The following is a 19,885-nucleotide window of genomic DNA, read 5'->3' as shown; positions in this document are numbered from 1 at the left end:
AGCATGCTCAGTTACACCGGCGGTCTCGTCCTCTTTGCCGCTCTGCTCCACGCGAGCTGGAACGCGATGCTGCACGGCAATCGCGACCGCTTCCTGTCCATGACGTGGATGAGCATCGCCATCGCGGCGGTCGCCACGCTCGTGATCCTGTTCACGCCTCTGCCCGCCAACGCGGCCTGGCCGTACATCGCCGCATCGGGCCTCGTGCATATCGTCTACAACGTCAGCCTCGTGCGAGCCTATCGCCGCGGCGATCTGGCGCAGGCCTATCCGATCGCGCGCGGCTCGTCGCCGCTGCTCGTCACGCTCGGCGCGGCGCTCTTCGCGCATGAAGCGATCGGCCCCTTGCACGCGCTCGGGATCGCGATGATCTCGGGCGGCATCATGGCGCTCGCGCTGCAGGGCGGGCGCGTGTCGCGCGCGGGTGCACTGGCCGCGCTGGCGACCGGTGCGTCGATCGCGCTCTACACCGTGATCGACGGCATCGGTGTGCGCCTGTCCGGTGGCGAGGCGCTCGCTTACACCGCCTGGATGTTCCTGTTCTATTGGCTGATGCCGGTGCTGTTCATCGCGATGCGCGGGCTCGCGGCGTTGTGGACACCGATACGGGCGGCACCCATCGCCGTCGCGTCGTCGCTCGCCGGCGGCCTGGTGTCGATCGCGGCGTATGGCATCGTGATCTGGGCGATGCAGTCGGGCGCGATGGGTACGGTATCCGCGTTGCGCGAGACCAGCGTGGTGTTCGCCGTGCTGATCGGGCGCGTGATTCTGCGGGAAGCGGTAAGCGCAAACCGGTGGCTCGCGTGCGTGATCGTCGCGGCCGGGGCGGTGTGTTTGGGCCTTTGACCAGACAAGATCCCAACCAGCCCAAATCGAAGTGCGAGGTCCCTTTCTTCGGAGTACAAGCAACTTCGCTGCCACGACGGCGGATTCACCCTACAGTCTGCCAACTGCGAAAGTCTTTTTTGTTCTACGCTATAGGTGCGGCCCGCAGCGCGTCCCGATGTCTGTCCCGCATCACGGCTATCCGGGAAAGCCTCAGACTCCGCTGCACTCCGTAGACGATATTCCGGCGCGGTACGGTGCAACCAGCCGGAAGTAATCTCGAGCCAGTCTTATCGCCACTCAACACTCCGGCAGCCCGGCGGACCTCGCTCCGGCCGTGGCACTCGAACCTTGGTGCACCCAATCTATGGAGACTAAAGATGTCTATTCGATTAGGAGAAGACGCTCCCGATTTCACCGCGGAAACCACCGAAGGGACGATCCATTTTCACGAATGGATCGGCGACCATTGGGCGGTCCTGTTTTCGCATCCGAAGGATTTCACTCCCGTTTGCACCACGGAACTCGGATACCTCGCGGGCCTCAAGCCGGAATTCGATAAGCGCAACACGAAAATTATCGGGCTCAGCGTCGATCCGGTCAGCGACCATAAGGAGTGGGTCAAAGATATCGCCGAGACGCAGGGCCACGCAATCAATTACCCGCTGATCGGCGACTCGGACCTGAAGGTCGCGAAGCTCTACGACATGATCCATCCGGAGGCCAGCGGCGGCGGCCCGCGCACCGCGGTCGACAACGCAACTGTGCGCTCGGTGTTTCTCATCGGCCCGGACAAGAAGGTCAAAGCCATGCTTGTCTATCCGATGAGCGCAGGCCGCAATTTCGACGAAGTATTGCGCCTGCTCGATGCGCTGCAACTCAACGCGAAACATACGGTGGCGACACCGGTGAACTGGAAACCGGGTGAAGACGTCATCATTCCGACATCCGTTTCCAACGATGCCGCAACGCAAAAATATCCGCAGGGTTTCAAAACCGTGAAGCCTTATTTGCGGTACGTGGCGCAACCGAAGTAAGGCGCGCGTGAACTTGAGCGGTGCGCGCCGGACGGTGCGAAGTCCGGCGTGCGAAGCGAGTCCGGGTGCATTCGGGCGCCCGGGCCTCTGAACGGGGCAGCGCTCAATCGGACTGCCAGTGGGGCAATCGGCGGCACCGCATGGGCCGCCTTCTTCAAGCGCTCGCAGAAGCGGGCCACGGAGCGAAATCGTGTTGATCTTCCGGCAGCTATTCGATCAGCAATCGTCGACCTACACCTATCTTCTTGCCGATAGCACGACGCGAGAGGCGGTACTGATCGATCCGGTATTCGAACAGGTGCGCCGTGACGCCGCCCTGATCGAAGAACTCGGCTTGCATCTGCTTTATACGATCGACACCCACGTCCATGCCGATCACGTGACCGGTGCATGGATGCTGAATCGCCGCATAGGCAGCCGCATTGCGATCTCGTCTGCGAGCGGCGCCGAAGGCGCGGACCGCTATCTGAGCCACGGCGACAAAGTCGAGTTCGGCACGAGATATCTGACGATACGCGCGACACCGGGCCATACCGATGGATGCATCACGCTCGTACTCGACAACGAGACCATGGCGTTTACCGGCGATTGCCTGTTGATCCGAGGCACGGGCCGCACGGATTTTCAGCGCGGCGACGCGCACACCATGTTTCGCGCGGTGCATGGGCAGATTTTCACGCTGCCCACCGCGTGCCTGCTCTACCCGGCTCACGACTATCGCGGTTTGACGGTCACGAGCGTGGGCGAGGAGCGGCGCTTCAATCCGCGCCTTGGCGGTGAACTGTCTGAAGGGGATTTCACCGGGTACATGACGAACCTGCACCTGCCGCATCCGAAACAGATCGACGTCGCGGTGCCCGCGAACCTGAAATGTGGACTGGCGACGAGCGTCCCCACGCAGATGACCGAGCCCGATTGGGCGCCGCTGACCTGCAGCTTTGCCGGCATCTGGGAAATCAACGCGCAGTGGCTTGAGGAAAATCTGCGTGCGGTCGAAATCGTCGATGTGCGGGAGCCTGAAGAATTCAACGGACCGTTGGGGCGCATTCCCGCAGCCACGCTCATTTCATTGGGCGAACTGGCCGGGCGGACCGCAGAGCTTACGAAGGACCGTCCGATCGTGACGGTTTGCCGGGCCGGTGGACGCTCGGCACAAGCCACGGTCATGCTGCGCCAGGCCGGGTTCGAACGGGTGGCCAACCTTCCCGGCGGCATGCTGCGCTGGCGTGCGGAAGGCCGCGTCGTTGAAAACGGCAGCGCGTAGCGATGTTGTCGATGCATGCCTTCAATGCCGGCGACACGGCAGGCCCATAGCCTACCGCGTCGTTCAGGACTGCCCGGTGACGGGCGAGAAGGGCTGTCTATCGACGTGTCGACGCGTCGACGCATCCTCGCCAATCAGTTCGCAACGCTTCACCCCCTCCACGCCGCTCCCTCCGGATAATCATATTCATCGAGCGACGCCGCATGCATCTCGATGCTGTAACCCGAACGCCGCGGCGGCATATAACGGCCATTGCGGATCACGACCGGATCGACGAAATGCTCATGCAGATGATCCACGTATTCGAGCACCCGGTTCTCCAGCGACGCCGACACGCAGATGTAGTCGAACAGCGAAATATGCTGGACGTACTCGCACAATCCGACACCGCCCGCATGCGGACACACCGGCACGCCGAATTTCGCCGCCATCAGCAGAACGACGATCACCTCGTTCAAACCACCCAGCCGGCAGCTATCGACCTGACAGAAGTCGATGGCCTGCGCCTGCAGCAACTGCTTGAACATCACCCGGTTATGGCAGTGCTCGCCGGTCGCGACGCCGATCGGCCGAAGCCGTTGACGGATGGCCGCGTGGCCGAGAATGTCGTCGGGGCTCGTGGGCTCCTCGATCCACCACGGATCGAATTCCGCGAGGCGCCGCATGTTCGCGACCGCTTCGTCGACATCCCACACCTGGTTCGCGTCCATCATCAGCTTCCGGTCTTCGCCGATTTCTTCGCGAAGAATGCGGGCGCGGCGCATATCCTCGTCGAGATTGCCGCCCACTTTCTGCTTGAAGTGCGTCCAGCCCTGCGCGACACCTTCACGGGCGAGCCGGCGGATTTTATCGTCGTCGTAGCCGAGCCAGCCTGCGGATGTCGTATAGGCCGGATAGCCCTGCGCGCGCATTTCCTTTTCGCGTTCGCCGCGTGTCTTCGCATGACGATGCAACATCGCGATGGCTTCCTGCGGCGTGATCGCGTCGGTCACGTAGCGGAAGTCGAGGCAGCGCACGAGCTCTTCGGGACTCATGTCGACGAGCAACTTCCACACGGGCTTGCCTTCCGCTTTGGCCCACAGATCCCAGGCCGCGTTGACGACAGCCGCCGTCGCCAGATGAATCGCGCCCTTGTCCGGTCCGATCCAGCGCAACTGGCTATCCGATGTCAGCGCGCGCCAGAAAGCGCCCATGTTCGCGGCGATATCCTCGAGCCTTTTACCGACGATCAACGGAGCCAGCGCCTCGACCGCGGCCACGCAGATCTCGTTGCCGCGTCCAATCGTGAAGGTGAGGCCGTGGCCGGTGAGCGCGTCGGGCGAATCGGTTTCGAGCGTGACGTAGGCGGCGGAGTAATCCGGCGCGGCGTTCATCGCATCGGAACCGTCCAATGAGCGCGAGGTGGGAAACCGAATGTCACGGACGGACAACCTGGTGATCGTGGGCATCTGAACTCACTCCTCTGCGACAGCCATCGACTTCGGTCTAATAGCAAAGAGGGCCGTGGCATCGAAAGACGCCGCGACCCTGGCCCTCCACACGCTCAAACGGCGGCGGTCAATCGTAGAGCACGGCTGCGATCTTCGGATCGGTCATGTTGGTCTTGTCGTACCAGTAGAAGCCCGTGTCGACTTTCTTCGGCAGCTTCTCGCCCTTCAGCGCCTTCACCGCGGAGTCGACCACGCACTTGCCGATGCCAACCGGGTTCTGCGTAATCGCACCGGCCATCAAGCCGGAGTTGATATCGTCCTTCTGCTCCTTGCCCGAGTCATAGCCGATCAGTACCAGCTTCTTGCCCGATTCCTTGACACCGATCGCGGCGCCTTCCGCCGAGCCTTCATTCGCTCCGAAGATGCCCTTGAGATTGGGGTTCGCCTGGATCATCGTCTTGGCGATTTCCGCCGACTTCAAATGGTCGCCGCCACCATATTGAACCGAGACGATCTTGATGTTCGGGTGCTTCGATTTCATTTCATTGAGGAAGCCGTCACGGCGATCGATGCCCGTGCGGCTCGTCTGGTCGTGCACGATCACACCGACTTCGCCGGCATTGCCGATTGCCTCGGCCATCTTGTCGGCAGCGAGGGCGGCCGCTGCGAGGTTATCCGTTGCACACGTCGTCAGCGGAATATCGCTGTCCACGCCGGAGTCGAAAGCAATCACGGGTATCTTGCCGGCCTGTGCGCGCTTTAACAGTGGAATGGCCGCCTTGCTATCGAGCGCGGCGATGCCGAGCGCCTGCGGCTTCTTGGCGAGCGCGGCCGAGAGCATGTCGATCTGTTTGTCGACCATGGCTTCGGTTTCCGGCCCCTCGAACGTGATCCTGACGTTGTGCTCCTTGGCCGACTGTTCGGCGCCGGATTTGACGGCCTGCCAGAACTGATGCTGGAAGCCCTTCGAAATGAGTGGAATGTAGGTGTCCGCGTACGTCACGCTCGTCCCGCCAATGAGAGCGCCAACGCCGACCACGACACCGATTAGTTTTCTTTTCAACATGGTGTTTCTCCTCCTAAGATGGGCTGTCAACTTCAGCCGTTGGGGAGCTGATGGCGCTCCATTTCTTATCCTGTCCCGCGTCGCGTCAGCTTTTCTTGCGCCGCAAAATATCGCCGTAGACCGCGAGAATGATGATGAGACCGGTCACGACGATCTGCCATTCCTGCGCGACGGACATGATGCGCAGACCGTTGGTCAGCACACTCATGATGAACGCGCCGATGATCGTGCCGAGAATCGTGCCCGCACCGCCGCTCAGCGATGTCCCGCCGATCACCACGGCCGCGATCGCTTCAAGTTCGTAACCCTGCCCTAAGGCCGGCTGCGCCGAATTCAAACGCGAGGCGATCAGTAGTCCAGCAATCCCGCAAATCGCGCCGCTCAAACCGTAAATGGCGATCTTCCACCGGTCGACATTCACACCGGACAGGCGCACTGCTTCTTCATTACTGCCGAGCGCGAAGGTATAGCGGCCGAGCGCCGTGCGATTGAGCGTGATCGAACTCACCACCGCCAGGAAAAACAGAATCAGGACGGCGTTCGGCACAGGCAAGCTCGGCAGCAGGTCGCCGATCAGCGAATCCTGCGAGATCATGTAGAAGTTTTCGGTGTCGGTGAAATAGATCGGCTTGTCGGCCGAGACAACCAGCGACAGCCCTTTCAGCAGCATCATCATGCCGAGCGTAGCGATGAACGGCGGTATTTTCATTTTCGCCGTCAGCGTTCCCGAAACGGTCCCGCAGATTGCGCCCGTGCCGATCGCGGCAAGAACGCCGGTCCACATAGGCAAATGCCAGTAGGTGAGGAACACGCCGCAAATGACCGCCGTGAAGGTCATCAACGTGCCGACGGACAGATCGATACCGCCGGTAACGATGACGAACGTGCAGGCGATCGCGAGCACGCCGTTGACCGCCGTTGCCTGCAGAATCCCGAGCATGTTGTCCATCTGCATGAACGCGGGAGACGCGAAGCTGAAAAACACCAGCAGCAGGATCAGGCTTCCGAACGCAAGCAGCTTTTGCAAAGCGGTCGGCGTGAAGACGCGGGCTCTCAGGCCCGAGAACGTCTTTTTATTACCCAGCGCCGAAGTATCCGATTGCAATGTCATGAAAGACCTCTCGAAACTCACGCCACGTTTAGGGGTTCGCGCTGCGTCGCCAGTTGCATGATGCGCTCCTGGGTCGCTCCCGTCGCCGGAAGTTCGCCAGTGATGCGTCCCTCGCACATCACGACAATGCGGTCGCTCATGCGCAGGATTTCCGGCAGTTCCGAGGAGATCATTACGATTGCCTTGCCCTGATCCGCAAGCGAGCGCAGAAGCTTGTAGATTTCACCTTTAGCGCCGACGTCGATGCCGCGCGTCGGCTCGTCGAAGAAGAGCACGTCGCAGTCGCGCTCGAGCCACTTCGCAATGACGATCTTCTGCTGATTGCCGCCCGAGAGCAGCCGCACCTCCTGCGTCGCGGAAGGCGTGCGAATGGCGAGCAGACTGATGAAATGGGCGGCGGTCTTGCGTATCTGCGCGCGGCGCAGGAAAAAGTTCAGCGACAGGAATTTGCGCAAGTTCGACATCACGATGTTCGATTCGACGCTCATGCTGGTCGCGAGGCCGAAACGCTTGCGGTCTTCTGAGAGATAGCCGATGCCGCGCGCCACCGCATCGCTCGGATTCCTGATCGTCGATTTCACGCCTTTCACGACGATCTCGCCCGACTCGATCGGATCGGCGCCGAACACCGCGCGGGCGACTTCGGTGCGGCCAGCGCCCATCAAGCCCGCAAAGCCCAATATCTCGCCCTTGCGCAGCGCGAAACTCACGTCTCTGACCAGCGGGCCGGCATTCAGCTTGGTGACTTCGAGCGCGACCTCGCCCTGGTTGGCGATGTGCTGCGAAGGCGCGGCGTCGGTCAAGGTTCGCCCGACCATCATGCCGATGATCGCTTGCACGGTCGTGTCTTTCGCCGCGACCGTCGCCACATATTCCCCGTCGCGCAACACGGTGACGCGGTCGGCAATCTGCTTCAGCTCGTCCATCTTGTGCGAGATGTAGATGATTCCGACGCCCCGGCTCTTCAGATCGCGAATGATGCGGAAAAGCTCGGCGATTTCGGCGTCGTTGAGCGCCGAGGTCGGCTCGTCCATGATCAGCACGCGCGAGTCGTAGGATAGAGCCTTCGCGATCTCGACCATCTGCTGCCGCGCGACAGTCAGCGAGCTGACCACCGCGCGCGGGTCGAGAGTCACATGCATGCGGGCAAAAATGTCGTGCGCTTGTGCGTTGAGCTTGTCTTCGTCGAGGAATAGGCCGAGGCGTCCACGCGGCTCACGGCCGATGAACATGTTCTGCGCGACGGTCAGATGGTTCATCAGCTGGAGTTCCTGATGAATGATGCCGACGCCCACGGCCTGCGCCTCGCGCGGGCTCTGGAAATCGACCGGCTGGCCGTCGTAGAGAATTTCGCCGGTATCCCGTGTGTACACGCCGGCGAGAATTTTCATCAGCGTGGACTTGCCGGCGCCGTTCTCGCCCATCAGCGCGTGGACCTCGCCCGCGATGAGTTCGAATTGGACTTCGTGAAGCGCCCTCACGCCAGGAAAGCGCTTGCTGAGCCGTTTGACGGAAATGAGCGGGGTCATGATGCGGATCGAACGACAAATCCGCGAGCGCCGCCGGCCTCGTTGCGAGGAGCGGATCGAAAAAGCATGGAACGCCGCTTGGCCGGGCGCCGCCGGATATCGCAGTGCAAAGACGGACGGCGCAAAGCGCGGTTGAAATCGCAACGAGAAGCCAGACGCATTGCTGGGCCCTCAAATCGATGTGCCAAGATTTTACGACGCTGGACGTCGCCGGCTCAAGATTAGGCATTCCCTAATATCATGAGGCGAATGCGCGGCGCGCCGGCTTCCCACTATTTGATTTGCCCGCCGATTTCAGGCCGATTCGTCGGCCTTCAATATCAGAACAGTTGGGCGCCGAGTTCGCGCAGGCTGTTCCATTTCACGGTGCTGACAAACGTGCGGCCCGTGGTGTCGAGCGATTCGATCATCGCCCGTTGGCCGCGCGCTTCGGCGACGACGCGCACGATGCGCGCCTGATAGCGGAGTAGCGCGCCAATCGGCGGGCACAGCGCTTCCCGGCTAATCCGCGATCGTTTCTTTTCCATACCCAATCTATAAAGAGGTCCAGCGAGTTGCAGGGCCGCCGACGAGCCACGGCGTCTCTGCGCGTGATGCTACCAGGTTGGCCGGCAATGGTCCAGGCCGTCTAGCGACGCGCGGCCTGTCCTCGCGGTGTCGCGCCAGCAGGCCGCGAAGCTTACGTTAGTCTGAAGCCGTGCTAATTCCTCGCTAATTCAGGCCCGATACGATCATCGTCATGGTAACGAAGGGGACGACCCATGGTCGACGTGCTTGAATGGCTCATAGATATCTCGGTGGCGAGCGCGAATGCGGCGGCCACCGGTTCGATCTTGCTGCTGCTGGTCGGCGTGGCCGGCGAGACGCGTCGGCATGTCGTCAAACGTCGCGATGCCGGTCAGATCTTACCGCTGTAAATATATCTTGCCCGACTGGAACAGCACGGTGATTCGATCAGTGGCATTGCTGCGCTCGCGCGCCTTTGACTTGTCCCTGTCAGCCGGTCAGTATATCTTTTCATTGTAAAAATACTGACCGCGACCGGGAACCATGAAAGAAGCAACGTCACGCCGCAAAACGTCCGCGCCGCCTAAAACCCCAGTCCCAGCTAAAATCTCAGCCGACCACGCATCGCGCGAGAAACCATATCATCACGGCGCGCTGCCCCATGCGCTGCTCGAGGCGGCGGAGGTCGTGCTGCGGCGCGACGGCATTCGCGGCCTGACGTTGCGCGCTATTGCACGTGAAGCCGGCGTCTCGCACACGGCGCCACAGCATCATTTCGGCGACACAGCCGGTGTGTTGAGCGAACTTGCCGCCAGCGGACACCGGCGGCTCGCCGCGACCATGGCGGAGCAGGCGGACGGTGTCGAAGCGGGCGAGGCGCGGCGCAAAGCCATCGCTCGCGGCTACGTGAGCTTCGCGGTGGCCAACCCAGATTTGCTGCACCTCATGTCGCGCAACGAAATGCTCGACGCCGCACGCCCGGCCCTCGTGCAGGCGCGACTAGCCTCGGCGCGCGCACTGGCCGGCGTAGTGAGTGCGCCCACCGACCGCGCGGAGGAAGACAAGTCCTCGTTCGGCCGAATCACTGCGGCTCAGGCCGTTGCCATGACCGCAGCCTGGGCGTACGTTCACGGGCTTGCTTTGCTTCTGATCGACGGACGCCTGACTGCGCTGGCCGCGTCCGCCGACGGTATGCGCAGCGCCGAGGATTTGGTGGCAGCCGCCATCGAGCACGTCCAGATCGTTCCCGCCTACTCCATAGGCAAAGGCCGAAAATGAACGGGCGGGCTCGTATCGAGATGCCGCAACGCCCAACCTGATGTCAATCCCATGATGACACGCAGCCTCTCGCGTTTTGGTCGCTCGCTCCACTCGTAGCCACATACATGCTCAAATCGCTCCGCAACCAACTCGTTATCGCACTCGGTGCCGTGGTGAGCCTGTTCGCCATTCTGCAAGGCGTCAGCTCCTACCAGTTCTGCGTGGCCGGCATGAGCGCGGTGCTGGACCTACGTATGGAACAGGTCGCCTCGCGTTTGCGAGTCGGCTTCGGCGACGGCATCCCGACGGTTCCTGCGCGCGGGTCGCAAGACGCGCGCGATATTTTCATCGTTATCTGGAAAGATGGCGAGACACAGCCGGTGCGCTCCACTGAGCCGTCGCTGCTTCTGCCGCGCAATGCGGCCGCGGGCTTCTCGTCGCCGCTCGTGAATGGCGAACGCTGGCGGATCTATACGGCTCGCGACGGCGCTCAGACCGTGCAGGTCGCGCAGCGCCTGTCCGTACGTCACGAGATCGAGGAGACCGCCGCGACGAAGACGCTATGGCCGATCATCGTGCTGATTCCGCTCGTCTGGGCCGCTGTTATCTTCGTCGTGAGTCGTTCGTTGCGGGAACTGAACCGGCTTGGCAACAAGGTCCGCGATATCGATGTGAACCATCTGCAGGCGCTGCCGCTCACGCGCGTACCCACTGAATTGCTGCCGTTCATCCGCTCGATCAATCTGATGATCGAGCGGCTAGCCCGCTCAATCGAGAGTGAACGAAAATTCATTTCCGATGCCGCGCACGAATTGCGAACGCCGCTCACGGCTCTGCAATTGCAAGCCGATAATCTGCAACGCGACGTCATGCCGAGCAACCAGGAACGATTTCGCGCGCTGCAAGGCGGTATCGCGCGAAGCAGCAATCTGATTTCGCAATTGCTGCGGCTCGCACGCGCGGACGCCCCACCCGTGGGTCAATCGATGACACGGGCAATGGTCAGCGTCGATGTCGCGGCCGCCGTCGTCAATGCCATTTCCGATGTACTGCCGATTGTCATGCAGCGCGGCATCGATATCGGCGCGGACCAAATGGTCAGCGCCAAGGTGCGCGCAATCGAGCTCGACATCGGCACGGTGATCAAGAACCTCGTCAGCAATGCGGTTCGCTATACGCCCGACGGCGGCACAATCGATTTGTCGACCCGCGTGCATGACGGCATGGTCTCTGTCGAAGTGAAAGACACCGGTTCCGGCATCGACGAAACTCTGCTGCCCCGCGTGTTCGACCGGTTCTTTCGCGCCAATACGGACATTGAAGGCAGTGGTCTCGGACTGTCGATCGTGAAGGCGATTGTCACACGGTACGGCGGTACGGTGACGCTACGCAATCGCGATGACGGGCAGTCCGGCATCGTGGCGACGGTCAGTCTTCCGATCGAGCCGGACGGTGCGGGCTGATGAATTTCATATCCGGCTTTAGTGGCGCAAATAAATCGACGTCAGGCCCGCGTCATAGCCCGGACGCAACAACTCGGCGGGACTTGCGTTCGCATGCGCGCCGTTGATGCCGATAGCCGCAGCGGTATGCGTCGCCATCTGCGGTGAATCCGCACCGCCCACTTCATAAGCCACCATCTCAACCTGCCTTTCATCGATCTGTGTGACAGGTTGTGCGAACGCCGCAGTCGGCAAAGCGATCAGGCCGGCGATCAGTGTGGTGCGCAAAAACTTGTTCATGGTCATTCTCCTTCAAAGTTGCAGCTTCATTCTGGGTATGGAATACGGATCGCGCTATTGCGAAGTTGCCGGCGGGGTTATTCGCTAGTCCGTTCCGAATTGAGCGGTGCTTGACGAAGTACCCCCGGGCAGCCACGAATACATATTGCGCGCCCAGAATTAGCGCTGAATGAGGGAATTTGAATTACCCGTTTTGCCCTTCGGCCAGCCCTGTCCTCACTGCGTCGTGCTGCGCAGCGCTTGTTCCCACAGACGCTATCGGGCTCAAGCCAGTGTCTGGAAACTGAAGAGAGCGCCGGCGGTCGAGCGACCGCCGGCGTGTCGCACCGCTCTGGAAAATATTGGCAACCCAGAGTGTTTGCGAGATCTTTTATCGGCGTCGAGCAGGCGCTCAGACGCCGACGAGCAAGTGACAGCTTTGGTCGATGACCAAGCCGGGTGACGTATTTACCTTCCGCATGCGCCGCAACAAATCGGGCGACAGGCCACTCGAGCCATCACTTCGGCAACAGCCCCTTAGCCTGGTCGAGCATTTTGTCGACCGCCTTACTGAACCCGCCGGCCTGATCGTCACTCTTCTTTTGTGCGGGCGCCTGCGAAGCGGCAACGCAGGCAGCGCGCATTTCCGGATGTTCTGTCCAGCACGTGGTAGCCAACTGTTTCGCGCGGTTGATATCGCCATGTTCGCGATACCACGAGACTACGTTAGGCCAAGTCACCGATGTGCGGCCGAAATAATCGAACTGTTGCAACAAGAATGCTTCGCCTTGCTTAGGGTCTTTCTGTCCGATGCGGTTGGCAAGATTGGTCTGAACCGCCCATGAGCGGTCGCGTGAAGCCAGATTGCGCCGCAGCACCTGCGCCTGCGTATCCGGCGGCGCCGACCGTGACAGCGTCATCATATTCGATAACAGAAACACGGGATAAGCGTGGTCCGCCGTCGGGCCTGATGCGATCGTCGTCGCTACTTGCAGCGCTTTTGAGTAGTTGCCTGTGGCTTGCAGATCCTGCATGTCCGAGATGGACTTGTAATGGGCCAGAATAAGCGGCGTAGCGCCGCGTTTGCGGGCGGCGTTCCACGGCTCGGTCCGTGCATCGGGCAGTTTGTCGCCAAGCATCGGGCGCACGAGTGCGGTCAGGTTGTCCTCGCGAGCGGCTGGATCTCCGTGATCGTCATGCAAGCTTTCGAGTTGCGCCGAGATCTGATCGTCGATTACCGCACGGGCATCGAAGAGATGCTCCGCGACGCTCGCCTGCGCGCCCGCACGCGCGGACGTGTACTGCGAGACCGCGTCGCGCAGTTCGCCGATGCTGGTGAGTTGATTCACCGTTTGCGCCGCGCCGCCGCCGACAGCCGGCGCGATCGGCTGAGTACGCGCCTGCGCGGCAGCCTGCTGTCCGGCCTTCTCGCGCCCTGCTTGCAGTTGCTTCTCACGCAGCTTCTGACGTCGCGCTTTGGCATCCTGGTCGTACGCAATGACGCGTTCGAAGAAAGCCTTGAAACCGTCGACGTAGGAATAGCCGCAACGCAGGCTGATCGTCGCGCCGAACCGGTCCGCTTGTTCTTCGACACTGCGTTGCCAGGCTGGGAACAACACCCGTGTGCCGAGCGTCTGCACAACGGCGATATTGTCCACTCCGGTCCACGTGTTTGACGTCGGCGATTTGTTCGTCACTGTCCAGGCGAGCGACACGATGGCAAGCGACGTATCGCCAGCCGTGCGCGCGTCAAAAATCGCGTGATGGTTGAGGTAGATATGGCCGAACTCGTGAGAGAGGATCGCGAAAATCTCGTCCTCCGATTCGGCCGACTGCAACCAGCCGATCGACACGAAGATGTTGCCGCCCGCGCTCGAATTCGCGTTGAGTCCGGTCTCGGAGATGATATGCACTGAGCCCGGATAGTTCGGCGTGCCCGCGGTTTTCTTGATCGTCGCGAGCAGGCCGTTGAGATATGCCTCCATCTCGGGCATGGGAACGAGGCCCCAGCCGTCGGCCCGCGCGTTCATCAGGTCGAGTTTGATGTCGGGCCAGTCGCGCGCGGGTGGTGGCGGAATAGAGCCGACGGTGTCGAGGGTGGGTCCTTTCGGGGAGCCGCCGCCGATGTTCAGATTCGATAGAGCGCCTGGCATTTTGACGTCCGCGCATGCGCCGAGTAGAAGGCTTGCGCATGCGCCGCAGAAGTATCGCCGTCCGGTGTGCATGATTATTGGCACCGGTTGGTGGCGGCGCCCAAAGTCGCGGCCGACTGAACGCCCGCCGACTGACTGCATTGCGCCTGCGCTTTGCGAACGACCTTGACGTCCATCCCGTTCACCCAATAGGGTCGGCCGTTAACCGTCACAGGATAGAACTGATGTTGCGATTGACCCGTGGCGTGAAGAGGCAAACTCGGGGCATCCATTGCACTGTCCTTGTCGCCCGGCGAGTTGTATAGCTTCACCGTCGCGCCAGGCTGCGGTGCATAGAGATAAGGCTGGTCATCGCCCGCGGCAACGCTGCCGAAGCTTGCCGCGATCATCGCGAGCGACGCCGCGGCGAAGAGAGCATGTCTGCGCAGCGGCTTGGTATCTCGAACTTCATTCACGATCAATCCTCCTTACTGTCGGTGATCCAATTGAACAGGTGCTCGCTCCACTCGAGCCATTCGACCGCGATAGTGCAGGCTAGAACATGCGAAATCAGAAGAAATGGGACTAGCATCCAGTTGCCGAGCAGGATCATCAGGACGCCAAATGCCACGAGCACGATAAAACTGGTAACGAACAACGTGATATTGAAAGCAGCGGTCATGCCCTTCGCGGCCCACCAGTGCCAGTGGAGAGGTTTCCTCCAATGCGTGCGCTCGCGATGGAACCTGGCAAACTTCTTCCTGGCCTCTTTCTTGAGAAACACGGTGAAGAAAATCAGGCCGAAGCCAACGGCACCCAAAGCAAAAAGCCTGCCCCACCGATCCGCGGACGTGCGGAAATCAAGCTCCCAGGCTTCGACGTTCTCCAGTTTGTCGCCACGGCTCAAGAGATTGTCCAGGGCGACAGCATGCAGAAACACGCCCGGTATGCGGTCCTGGAGAGGCGAGAGAACGAGGTCGTTCGAATAGGCGAACGACGTGCCGATCATCACGAAATGATTGCTGAATGCTTTATCGAGATCTTCAGGGCTCATCCGCTCAAGCTGGCTTGCGTGGATGGTTCGATAGTGCACGCACAGGGGCCTGCTTGAAGGACGGAAGAGCGCGCGTGCCTCGGCGCGCTTCAGCAGAGTCGACAGGTTGCCGTTCGACGTACAGTACATCTCCTCATCGTCGTCGCCGAGATCGGCTCGCAGGATCCGCGGCATATGGTGACGTGCCTCGCTCTCTTCGTCCGCGGATTCCTGCCAAAGCAGGCCATCCGTTGCTGTATCGAGCGGCCACGTGATCGACATGGATTTGGGCTCGTTGCAGGGCACGTTGAGTTTCTTGTCCTTGTCGTACACATCGCTAAAGATTGCGAAAGCTGCACTCGCCGTGCATTGGCTTTTCGATGGATCTGGATGATCCGGAACGGCCGCACCGGCAGCAACGGGGTGCGTCGTTTGAGTATCGCCCGGTTCCTTACCGGCGTAGACAAGCGGATACGTCCATGCGAGCCGGTCCACCGAATGGGCCGAGAATTCAACGCCAACGCGCCGCAAAGATTTCAACGCGCTATCGCTGTCGAGGGCGGCGTTCGTACCCAATGTGTTGTCTGGCTCCCGGCGTGCAGCCAGAAACACAGGTACTTTGTTCGATGCCAGATCAGTGAGTGCCTGCCTGAAATCGCCAAAATCATCAATGTCGTTGGTGCAATAACAAACGTTGGCTTTCTTGAAACCGCTGAACCCGGTGGCCTTGCTGCCGTCGCAGTCCTTATTCCGTGGTTGCGAAAGAATCACATCGATGAACAGACCTGTCGGCCGATACTCGTTCAGATAGCCCAAGAGCCAACTATAAAAAGGATAACGAGCCGGCCAGCCTTCGCCACGCGCCCTTAGCGCCTCGCGATCGATCGCCAGCACGGTGATCTCGCGCTCATTCCACTGAACCGGATCTTTCGCGGCGGCTTTCCCGCGCTCGACGTCGAACAGATAGCCCGAAAACGGCGCGGCGTAGCGTGCCATGGTCTGAGCACCCATTTCTTCGGTAAAGCGCGTCGGCACCACGAGGGCGAGGGCGAGACCTAACAACACGGACAAAGCTGCCCGGCCGAGCAAATGCAACCACTCGATCCCTTCGACTTTTTCACCTTTCGGACCGCGTTTTTTCTTCTGCGTCGTCATCGCCCGGCCCGAGGTGTCATTGGAACGGATCAACAGAAAGGAGTCTAGAAAATCATTGACCTTCGCGTGAGCTTATTTTTCCCGGGGTAAACACGGGCCAAAACAGCAATCGGAACGTGGCGGAGGCGCTTAACTTATGAGCGCGGTGAGCGCGATACCGATCCGCACAGTTTGATCTGGATGACTAATATTCTGCCATTCAGAATCAACCGCTCTGAAAAGCTCCACTCTGGAAACTTCAGACGATAGTTAGCAATTTGCCGCCATGATCATGTCGATTGATCGTGAACACTACTAGGCGGCACAGCGCTTTTCAGTCCGAACGGATTGATTCATGGAGGGATGTCAGGAGATGGCGGATAACGACTATTTAGTAGCCGCAATCCGCTCTTTATCTGTGAATGAGCCGAAGGCAAATGCAACATACGTGAACACTTGCCGTATGCTTCATACGGCAACACACCATCACGGCAACGTAATCGGCACAGGCCGCGTCAACAAATCCACATAAAGACTAAAAAACCGATTGTTATCAAACTGCGTAACATAAGTGATCTTCTGCGGCGAAGCCCCCGCTGCCGGCTGATCCAGATACACCGTCACATGCCCCTGATCCTCGCCACTCGTCGTATCGATGTCCAGGTAGGCGCTTTTCGTTTGCGTCGCATAAGTCGGATCGAGGAAATACGCGATCGTCAACGTATCAAACAAATCCGTGTTACTAGCGAACGCCCCGGCATTGGCAATCCCATACGCCCTCGTTACCGCAGTCTGCTTGCTCGGATTGTTGACGATCTGGTCATACACGCTTTGAGTCAGCGGCACCGTATTTGTCACGTCGAGCGGAATCACGGCTTGCGGAATCGAAGTCTGCAACACCGTACGTACAGCCAGCGGGTCGAACCACCAGTTAAGCTCGCCCACGGCGTTCGCATTGCCCGGCACCGCCATCGCGCCGCCCATGTAGACGATCCGCTTGATCAGCGGCACGATCTCCGGCGCCTTCATGATCGCCGTGGCAAGGTTGGTGGGCGGCCCTACCTCGAGAATAGTGACCTGGTTCGGATAGCGCTTGATGGTCTGAATCATGAAATCCGCCGCGCCCTGCGCCTGCAGTTTCGTCGACACCGCAAACCCATCCGGCGGCGCGACGAGTTGAGACTGCTGAGTCGGCTCAGGCCGGCTCCACGCGCCGAAGTAGCCGTTCGGATTGGCCGCCTGCTGCGCGCGAATACTCGCTACATCGTATTGCAGCGGATAGTCGGCGCCGCCGTACACACCCACCGCGTTTTGCACACCCATGCGTTCCACGGCTCTGAGCGCATCCGACTCTTCCTGCAGCAACCAGTCGTTGCCGGTGACGACGGTGAGTCCGAGCAGATTGACCTTGCCCTGACCCATCAACTGCGTGGTCATGGCGAAAAGCTGGCCGTCGTCGCCCATCGTGTTGAAGTCTGAGTCGATGATGACCTTCGGCGCATTGGCGAGAGGATCAGTGGTCGATATGCTGCCACCGCACGCAGCAAGCCCCAACGACATCATCAGTATGCCTACGCATTGTGATTTCATGTTTCGTCCATTCGAGAGCGTGATTAACGAGGGAACACCATCGTGAGATGGTGCCGGTAAATCAACGTCGAGCCACCGAAAGTGGCAATACGGACCGCCTCATGTCACAACCGGCATCCGTGTCAGGCCGCGCTATCGACTTCCGCGCGGGTCGGTATCGAAGGCTGGGCGCCCGCCCGGGTCACGGAAATCGACGCCGCGCGTTGCGCGAGGCTGATCGCGCCTTCCAGCGGCTGCCGTGAGGCGAGTTGCGCGGCAAAGACGCCGATAAAAGTGTCGCCGGCCGCAGTCGTATCGACGGCTTGCACCTGCGGCGCGGGGAAATGCATGCCCTCGCCGCCTTCTACCAGCAGATAAGCGCCTTGCGCGCCGAGCGTAACGATCACATTGCGCGCGCCGGCCTGTTGCAACTCCGTCGCCGCGCGCCGCGCGCCGCTTTGCGATTCGACCGGCAGGCCGGCCAGAATGGCAGCCTCGACCTCGTTCGGCACGAGGTAGTCGACCAACGGCAGCCATTCCGCCGGCAACGGCCCGGTGGCCGGTGCCGGGTTCAACACGGTGATCTTGCCGAGGCGGCGAGCGAGCGCGAGTGTCGCGTGGACGGAATCCCATGGCGTTTCCAGTTGGCACACCACGACGTCGCAAGCTTTGATGACTGCTTCGTGGCGCGCCACGCTCTCCGGCGTGAGTTCGCCGTTGCTGCCGGCAACCACGACGATCGTGTTCTGCCCGTCGTCGGACACCGTCACCATGGCGACACCGGTCGGCTGGCCCGGATGAACCTCGATGCCGCTGCAGTCGATCCCTTCCGCTTCCAGATCCTTGACGCGCTGCGCGCCGTTCGCGTCTTTGCCGACGCATCCGACCATGGCCACCTGCGCGCCGATGCGCGCGGCCGCAACCGCCTGGTTCCCGCCCTTGCCGCCGGCAACCTGCGAGAACTCATGTCCGCCGATCGTCTCGCCGGGGCGCGGCAAATGCGGCGCGCGCGCGACGAGATCCGTATTGATGCTTCCCACTACCAGCACGCGGCCCTGCTTCGTTTCTTTTGACACTTTCATTTTCTCCTGTCGACCAGAGTTAGTGCTTTAGCACTTACTCTGGTCCCATGCAAAGCGGTCGACCAGAGTTAGCGCTTTAGCGCTTGCTCTGGTCCCATGCAAAGCGGTCGACCAGAGTCAGTGCTTTAGCACTTACTCCAGTCCCATGCAAAGCTGCCGACCATCCACAAGACGGTCCCAATTATCCAGCGCGACGCCGGCTCCGATAAGTATCCAGCACGACAGCCACGACAATCACAGCTCCCGTAATGATGCGCTTGGTCGGCTCGGTCGCGCCGATCTGCGCGAGACCCGCGGCCAGCACCGAAATGATCAACACACCGAAGAACGTGCTCGTCACCGAACCGCGCCCGCCCATCAAACTCGTTCCGCCGATCACCACCGCCGCGATCACCTGCAATTCGATACCCTGCCCGGCATTCGGGTCCGCGGCCTCGAGCCGCGAAATCTGGAACAGCGAAGCCAGGCCGGCCAGCAAACCCATCATCGCGAACACGGCGATCTTGTAGGGTCGCGGATTGACGCCCGCGAGCCGCACCGCTTCCTCATTCGTGCCGATGCCGACCAGATAGCGGCCGAAAACCGTACGCGTCAACACGAACTGCGCGGCGACCATCACCACAATGGCGATGATGAACGCCGGCGAGATGCCGAACGCGACCGGGTTGGAGAGGAAATCGAAGGCATCGCCGATATAAGCCGTACGCGAGTTGGTCAGCTGATAGGCGAGGCCGCGCGCCGCTTCCAGCACGCCGAGCGACACGATGAACGACGGAATCCGCCACGCCACGGTGATCGCGCCGGTCACGCAGCCGGTCAGCGTCGCGCCCGCCATGCCGAGCAACGCGGCAGGCAGCGCCGGCCAATGCCACTGCAAGGCCGCGACGCTTGTGAGCGCCGCGCCCAGCGCCAGCACCGAGCCGACCGACAGATCGATACCGGCAATGATCAGCACGAACGTCATGCCGATCGACATCACGACGAGATCGGGAATCTGGTTGGCGATCGTGCTGAACGTGTCGTAAGTCAAAAAGTGCGAACTCAGCAGCGAGAACAACACGATCATGCCGAGGAGCGCGCCGAGCAATCCAAGGTAGTTCGACAATCCGAGTCGCGTGCCGAGCGGCTTCGCGGTTTTGGGTGGTTCGTTCTGCAGCGTAGGCAGGCTGGTTTCTACGGTCATGC

19 protein-coding genes are annotated in these 19,885 nt (G+C 60.9%); 7 read left to right on the top strand and 12 right to left on the bottom strand.

The window, feature by feature from the left end:
• The first annotated feature begins 3 nt into the window (after window positions 1–3).
• From B0G75_RS02755 to B0G75_RS02745, 3 genes are all read left to right on the top strand, one after another.
• Window positions 4–846, top strand: coding sequence for a DMT family transporter (locus tag B0G75_RS02755; RefSeq protein WP_106300404.1), 843 nt, complete (start codon window positions 4–6; stop codon window positions 844–846).
• A gap of 359 nt (window positions 847–1,205) precedes the next feature.
• On the top strand, window positions 1,206–1,862 hold the full coding sequence (locus tag B0G75_RS02750) for a peroxiredoxin (protein ID WP_106300402.1): 657 nt from the start codon (window positions 1,206–1,208) through the stop codon (window positions 1,860–1,862).
• A 193-nt stretch (window positions 1,863–2,055) separates the two neighbouring features.
• A complete protein-coding gene (locus B0G75_RS02745) occupies window positions 2,056–3,126 on the top strand; it encodes a rhodanese-like domain-containing protein (RefSeq protein ID WP_106301789.1) in 1,071 nt (356 codons plus the stop codon).
• Between the two features lie 149 nt (window positions 3,127–3,275).
• Here the strand turns inward: B0G75_RS02745 and B0G75_RS02740 are convergent, their stop codons facing one another.
• From B0G75_RS02740 to B0G75_RS02725, 4 genes are all read right to left on the bottom strand, one after another.
• Window positions 3,276–4,574 (bottom strand): L-fuconate dehydratase, encoded by a 1,299-nt coding sequence (locus tag B0G75_RS02740; RefSeq protein WP_106300400.1) that lies wholly within the window; start codon window positions 4,572–4,574, stop codon window positions 3,276–3,278.
• Between the two features lie 109 nt (window positions 4,575–4,683).
• Window positions 4,684–5,622: an ABC transporter substrate-binding protein gene (locus tag B0G75_RS02735; RefSeq protein WP_106300398.1), complete on the bottom strand. Its 939-nt coding sequence runs from the start codon at window positions 5,620–5,622 to the stop codon at window positions 4,684–4,686.
• An 85-nt stretch (window positions 5,623–5,707) separates the two neighbouring features.
• Window positions 5,708–6,733: an ABC transporter permease gene (locus B0G75_RS02730; RefSeq protein ID WP_106300396.1), complete on the bottom strand. Its 1,026-nt coding sequence runs from the start codon at window positions 6,731–6,733 to the stop codon at window positions 5,708–5,710.
• Between the two features lie 17 nt (window positions 6,734–6,750).
• A complete protein-coding gene (locus B0G75_RS02725) occupies window positions 6,751–8,262 on the bottom strand; it encodes a sugar ABC transporter ATP-binding protein (RefSeq protein WP_106300394.1) in 1,512 nt (503 codons plus the stop codon).
• On the opposite strand from B0G75_RS02725, the gene B0G75_RS40460 reads away from it, so the two are divergent.
• The gene (locus tag B0G75_RS40460) at window positions 8,261–8,398 is read left to right on the top strand and encodes a hypothetical protein (RefSeq protein WP_181309142.1); all 138 of its coding nucleotides are present in this window, start codon (window positions 8,261–8,263) and stop codon (window positions 8,396–8,398) included. The genes B0G75_RS02725 and B0G75_RS40460 overlap by 2 nt on opposite strands.
• 184 nt (window positions 8,399–8,582) lie before the next feature.
• On the opposite strand, the gene B0G75_RS02720 is transcribed toward B0G75_RS40460, so the two are convergent.
• Entirely contained in the window at window positions 8,583–8,789 is a 207-nt protein-coding gene (locus B0G75_RS02720) for a hypothetical protein (protein WP_012426068.1), read from the bottom strand.
• Window positions 8,790–9,023: 234 nt separating this feature from the next.
• Between B0G75_RS02720 and B0G75_RS40455 the strand changes: the two genes are divergently transcribed.
• The 3 genes from B0G75_RS40455 (at window position 9,024) to B0G75_RS02710 (ending at window position 11,492) form a co-directional block, all read left to right on the top strand.
• Window positions 9,024–9,179 carry a hypothetical protein gene (locus B0G75_RS40455; RefSeq protein WP_181309141.1) on the top strand — a complete coding sequence of 52 codons (156 nt, stop codon included), beginning with the start codon at window positions 9,024–9,026 and terminating at the stop codon, window positions 9,177–9,179.
• 133 nt (window positions 9,180–9,312) lie between these two features.
• On the top strand, window positions 9,313–10,047 hold the full coding sequence (locus B0G75_RS02715) for a TetR/AcrR family transcriptional regulator (RefSeq protein ID WP_106300393.1): 735 nt from the start codon (window positions 9,313–9,315) through the stop codon (window positions 10,045–10,047).
• 107 nt (window positions 10,048–10,154) lie between these two features.
• On the top strand, window positions 10,155–11,492 hold the full coding sequence (locus tag B0G75_RS02710) for a HAMP domain-containing sensor histidine kinase (protein WP_106300391.1): 1,338 nt from the start codon (window positions 10,155–10,157) through the stop codon (window positions 11,490–11,492).
• Window positions 11,493–11,510: 18 nt separating this feature from the next.
• Here the strand turns inward: B0G75_RS02710 and B0G75_RS02705 are convergent, their stop codons facing one another.
• From B0G75_RS02705 to B0G75_RS02675, 7 genes are all read right to left on the bottom strand, one after another.
• Window positions 11,511–11,771, bottom strand: a complete 261-nt coding sequence (locus B0G75_RS02705) for a hypothetical protein (protein ID WP_106300389.1) — start codon at window positions 11,769–11,771, stop codon at window positions 11,511–11,513.
• A gap of 497 nt (window positions 11,772–12,268) precedes the next feature.
• Window positions 12,269–13,903, bottom strand: coding sequence for a M48 family metalloprotease (locus B0G75_RS02700; protein WP_258194203.1), 1,635 nt, complete (start codon window positions 13,901–13,903; stop codon window positions 12,269–12,271).
• Window positions 13,904–13,977: 74 nt separating this feature from the next.
• Window positions 13,978–14,358, bottom strand: a complete 381-nt coding sequence (locus B0G75_RS02695) for a hypothetical protein (RefSeq protein ID WP_106301786.1) — start codon at window positions 14,356–14,358, stop codon at window positions 13,978–13,980.
• A gap of 2 nt (window positions 14,359–14,360) precedes the next feature.
• Complete coding sequence (locus B0G75_RS02690) at window positions 14,361–16,070, bottom strand: CHASE2 domain-containing protein (RefSeq protein ID WP_106300385.1); 1,710 nt, start codon at window positions 16,068–16,070, stop codon at window positions 14,361–14,363.
• A gap of 465 nt (window positions 16,071–16,535) precedes the next feature.
• Window positions 16,536–17,639, bottom strand: a complete 1,104-nt coding sequence (locus B0G75_RS02685) for a nucleoside hydrolase (protein ID WP_106300383.1) — start codon at window positions 17,637–17,639, stop codon at window positions 16,536–16,538.
• Window positions 17,640–17,761: 122 nt separating this feature from the next.
• A complete protein-coding gene (gene rbsK, locus B0G75_RS02680; protein WP_374956873.1) occupies window positions 17,762–18,694 on the bottom strand; it encodes a ribokinase in 933 nt (310 codons plus the stop codon).
• A gap of 187 nt (window positions 18,695–18,881) precedes the next feature.
• Window positions 18,882–19,883 carry an ABC transporter permease gene (locus B0G75_RS02675; protein ID WP_106300379.1) on the bottom strand — a complete coding sequence of 334 codons (1,002 nt, stop codon included), beginning with the start codon at window positions 19,881–19,883 and terminating at the stop codon, window positions 18,882–18,884.
• Between the last annotated feature and the right edge of the window lie 2 nt (window positions 19,884–19,885).

The sequence above is a fragment of the Paraburkholderia sp. BL18I3N2 genome, assembly GCF_003001875.1.
Classification (GTDB): Bacteria; Pseudomonadota; Gammaproteobacteria; order Burkholderiales; family Burkholderiaceae; genus Paraburkholderia; species Paraburkholderia phytofirmans.
This window is presented reverse-complemented; position numbering and strand designations above follow the sequence as displayed.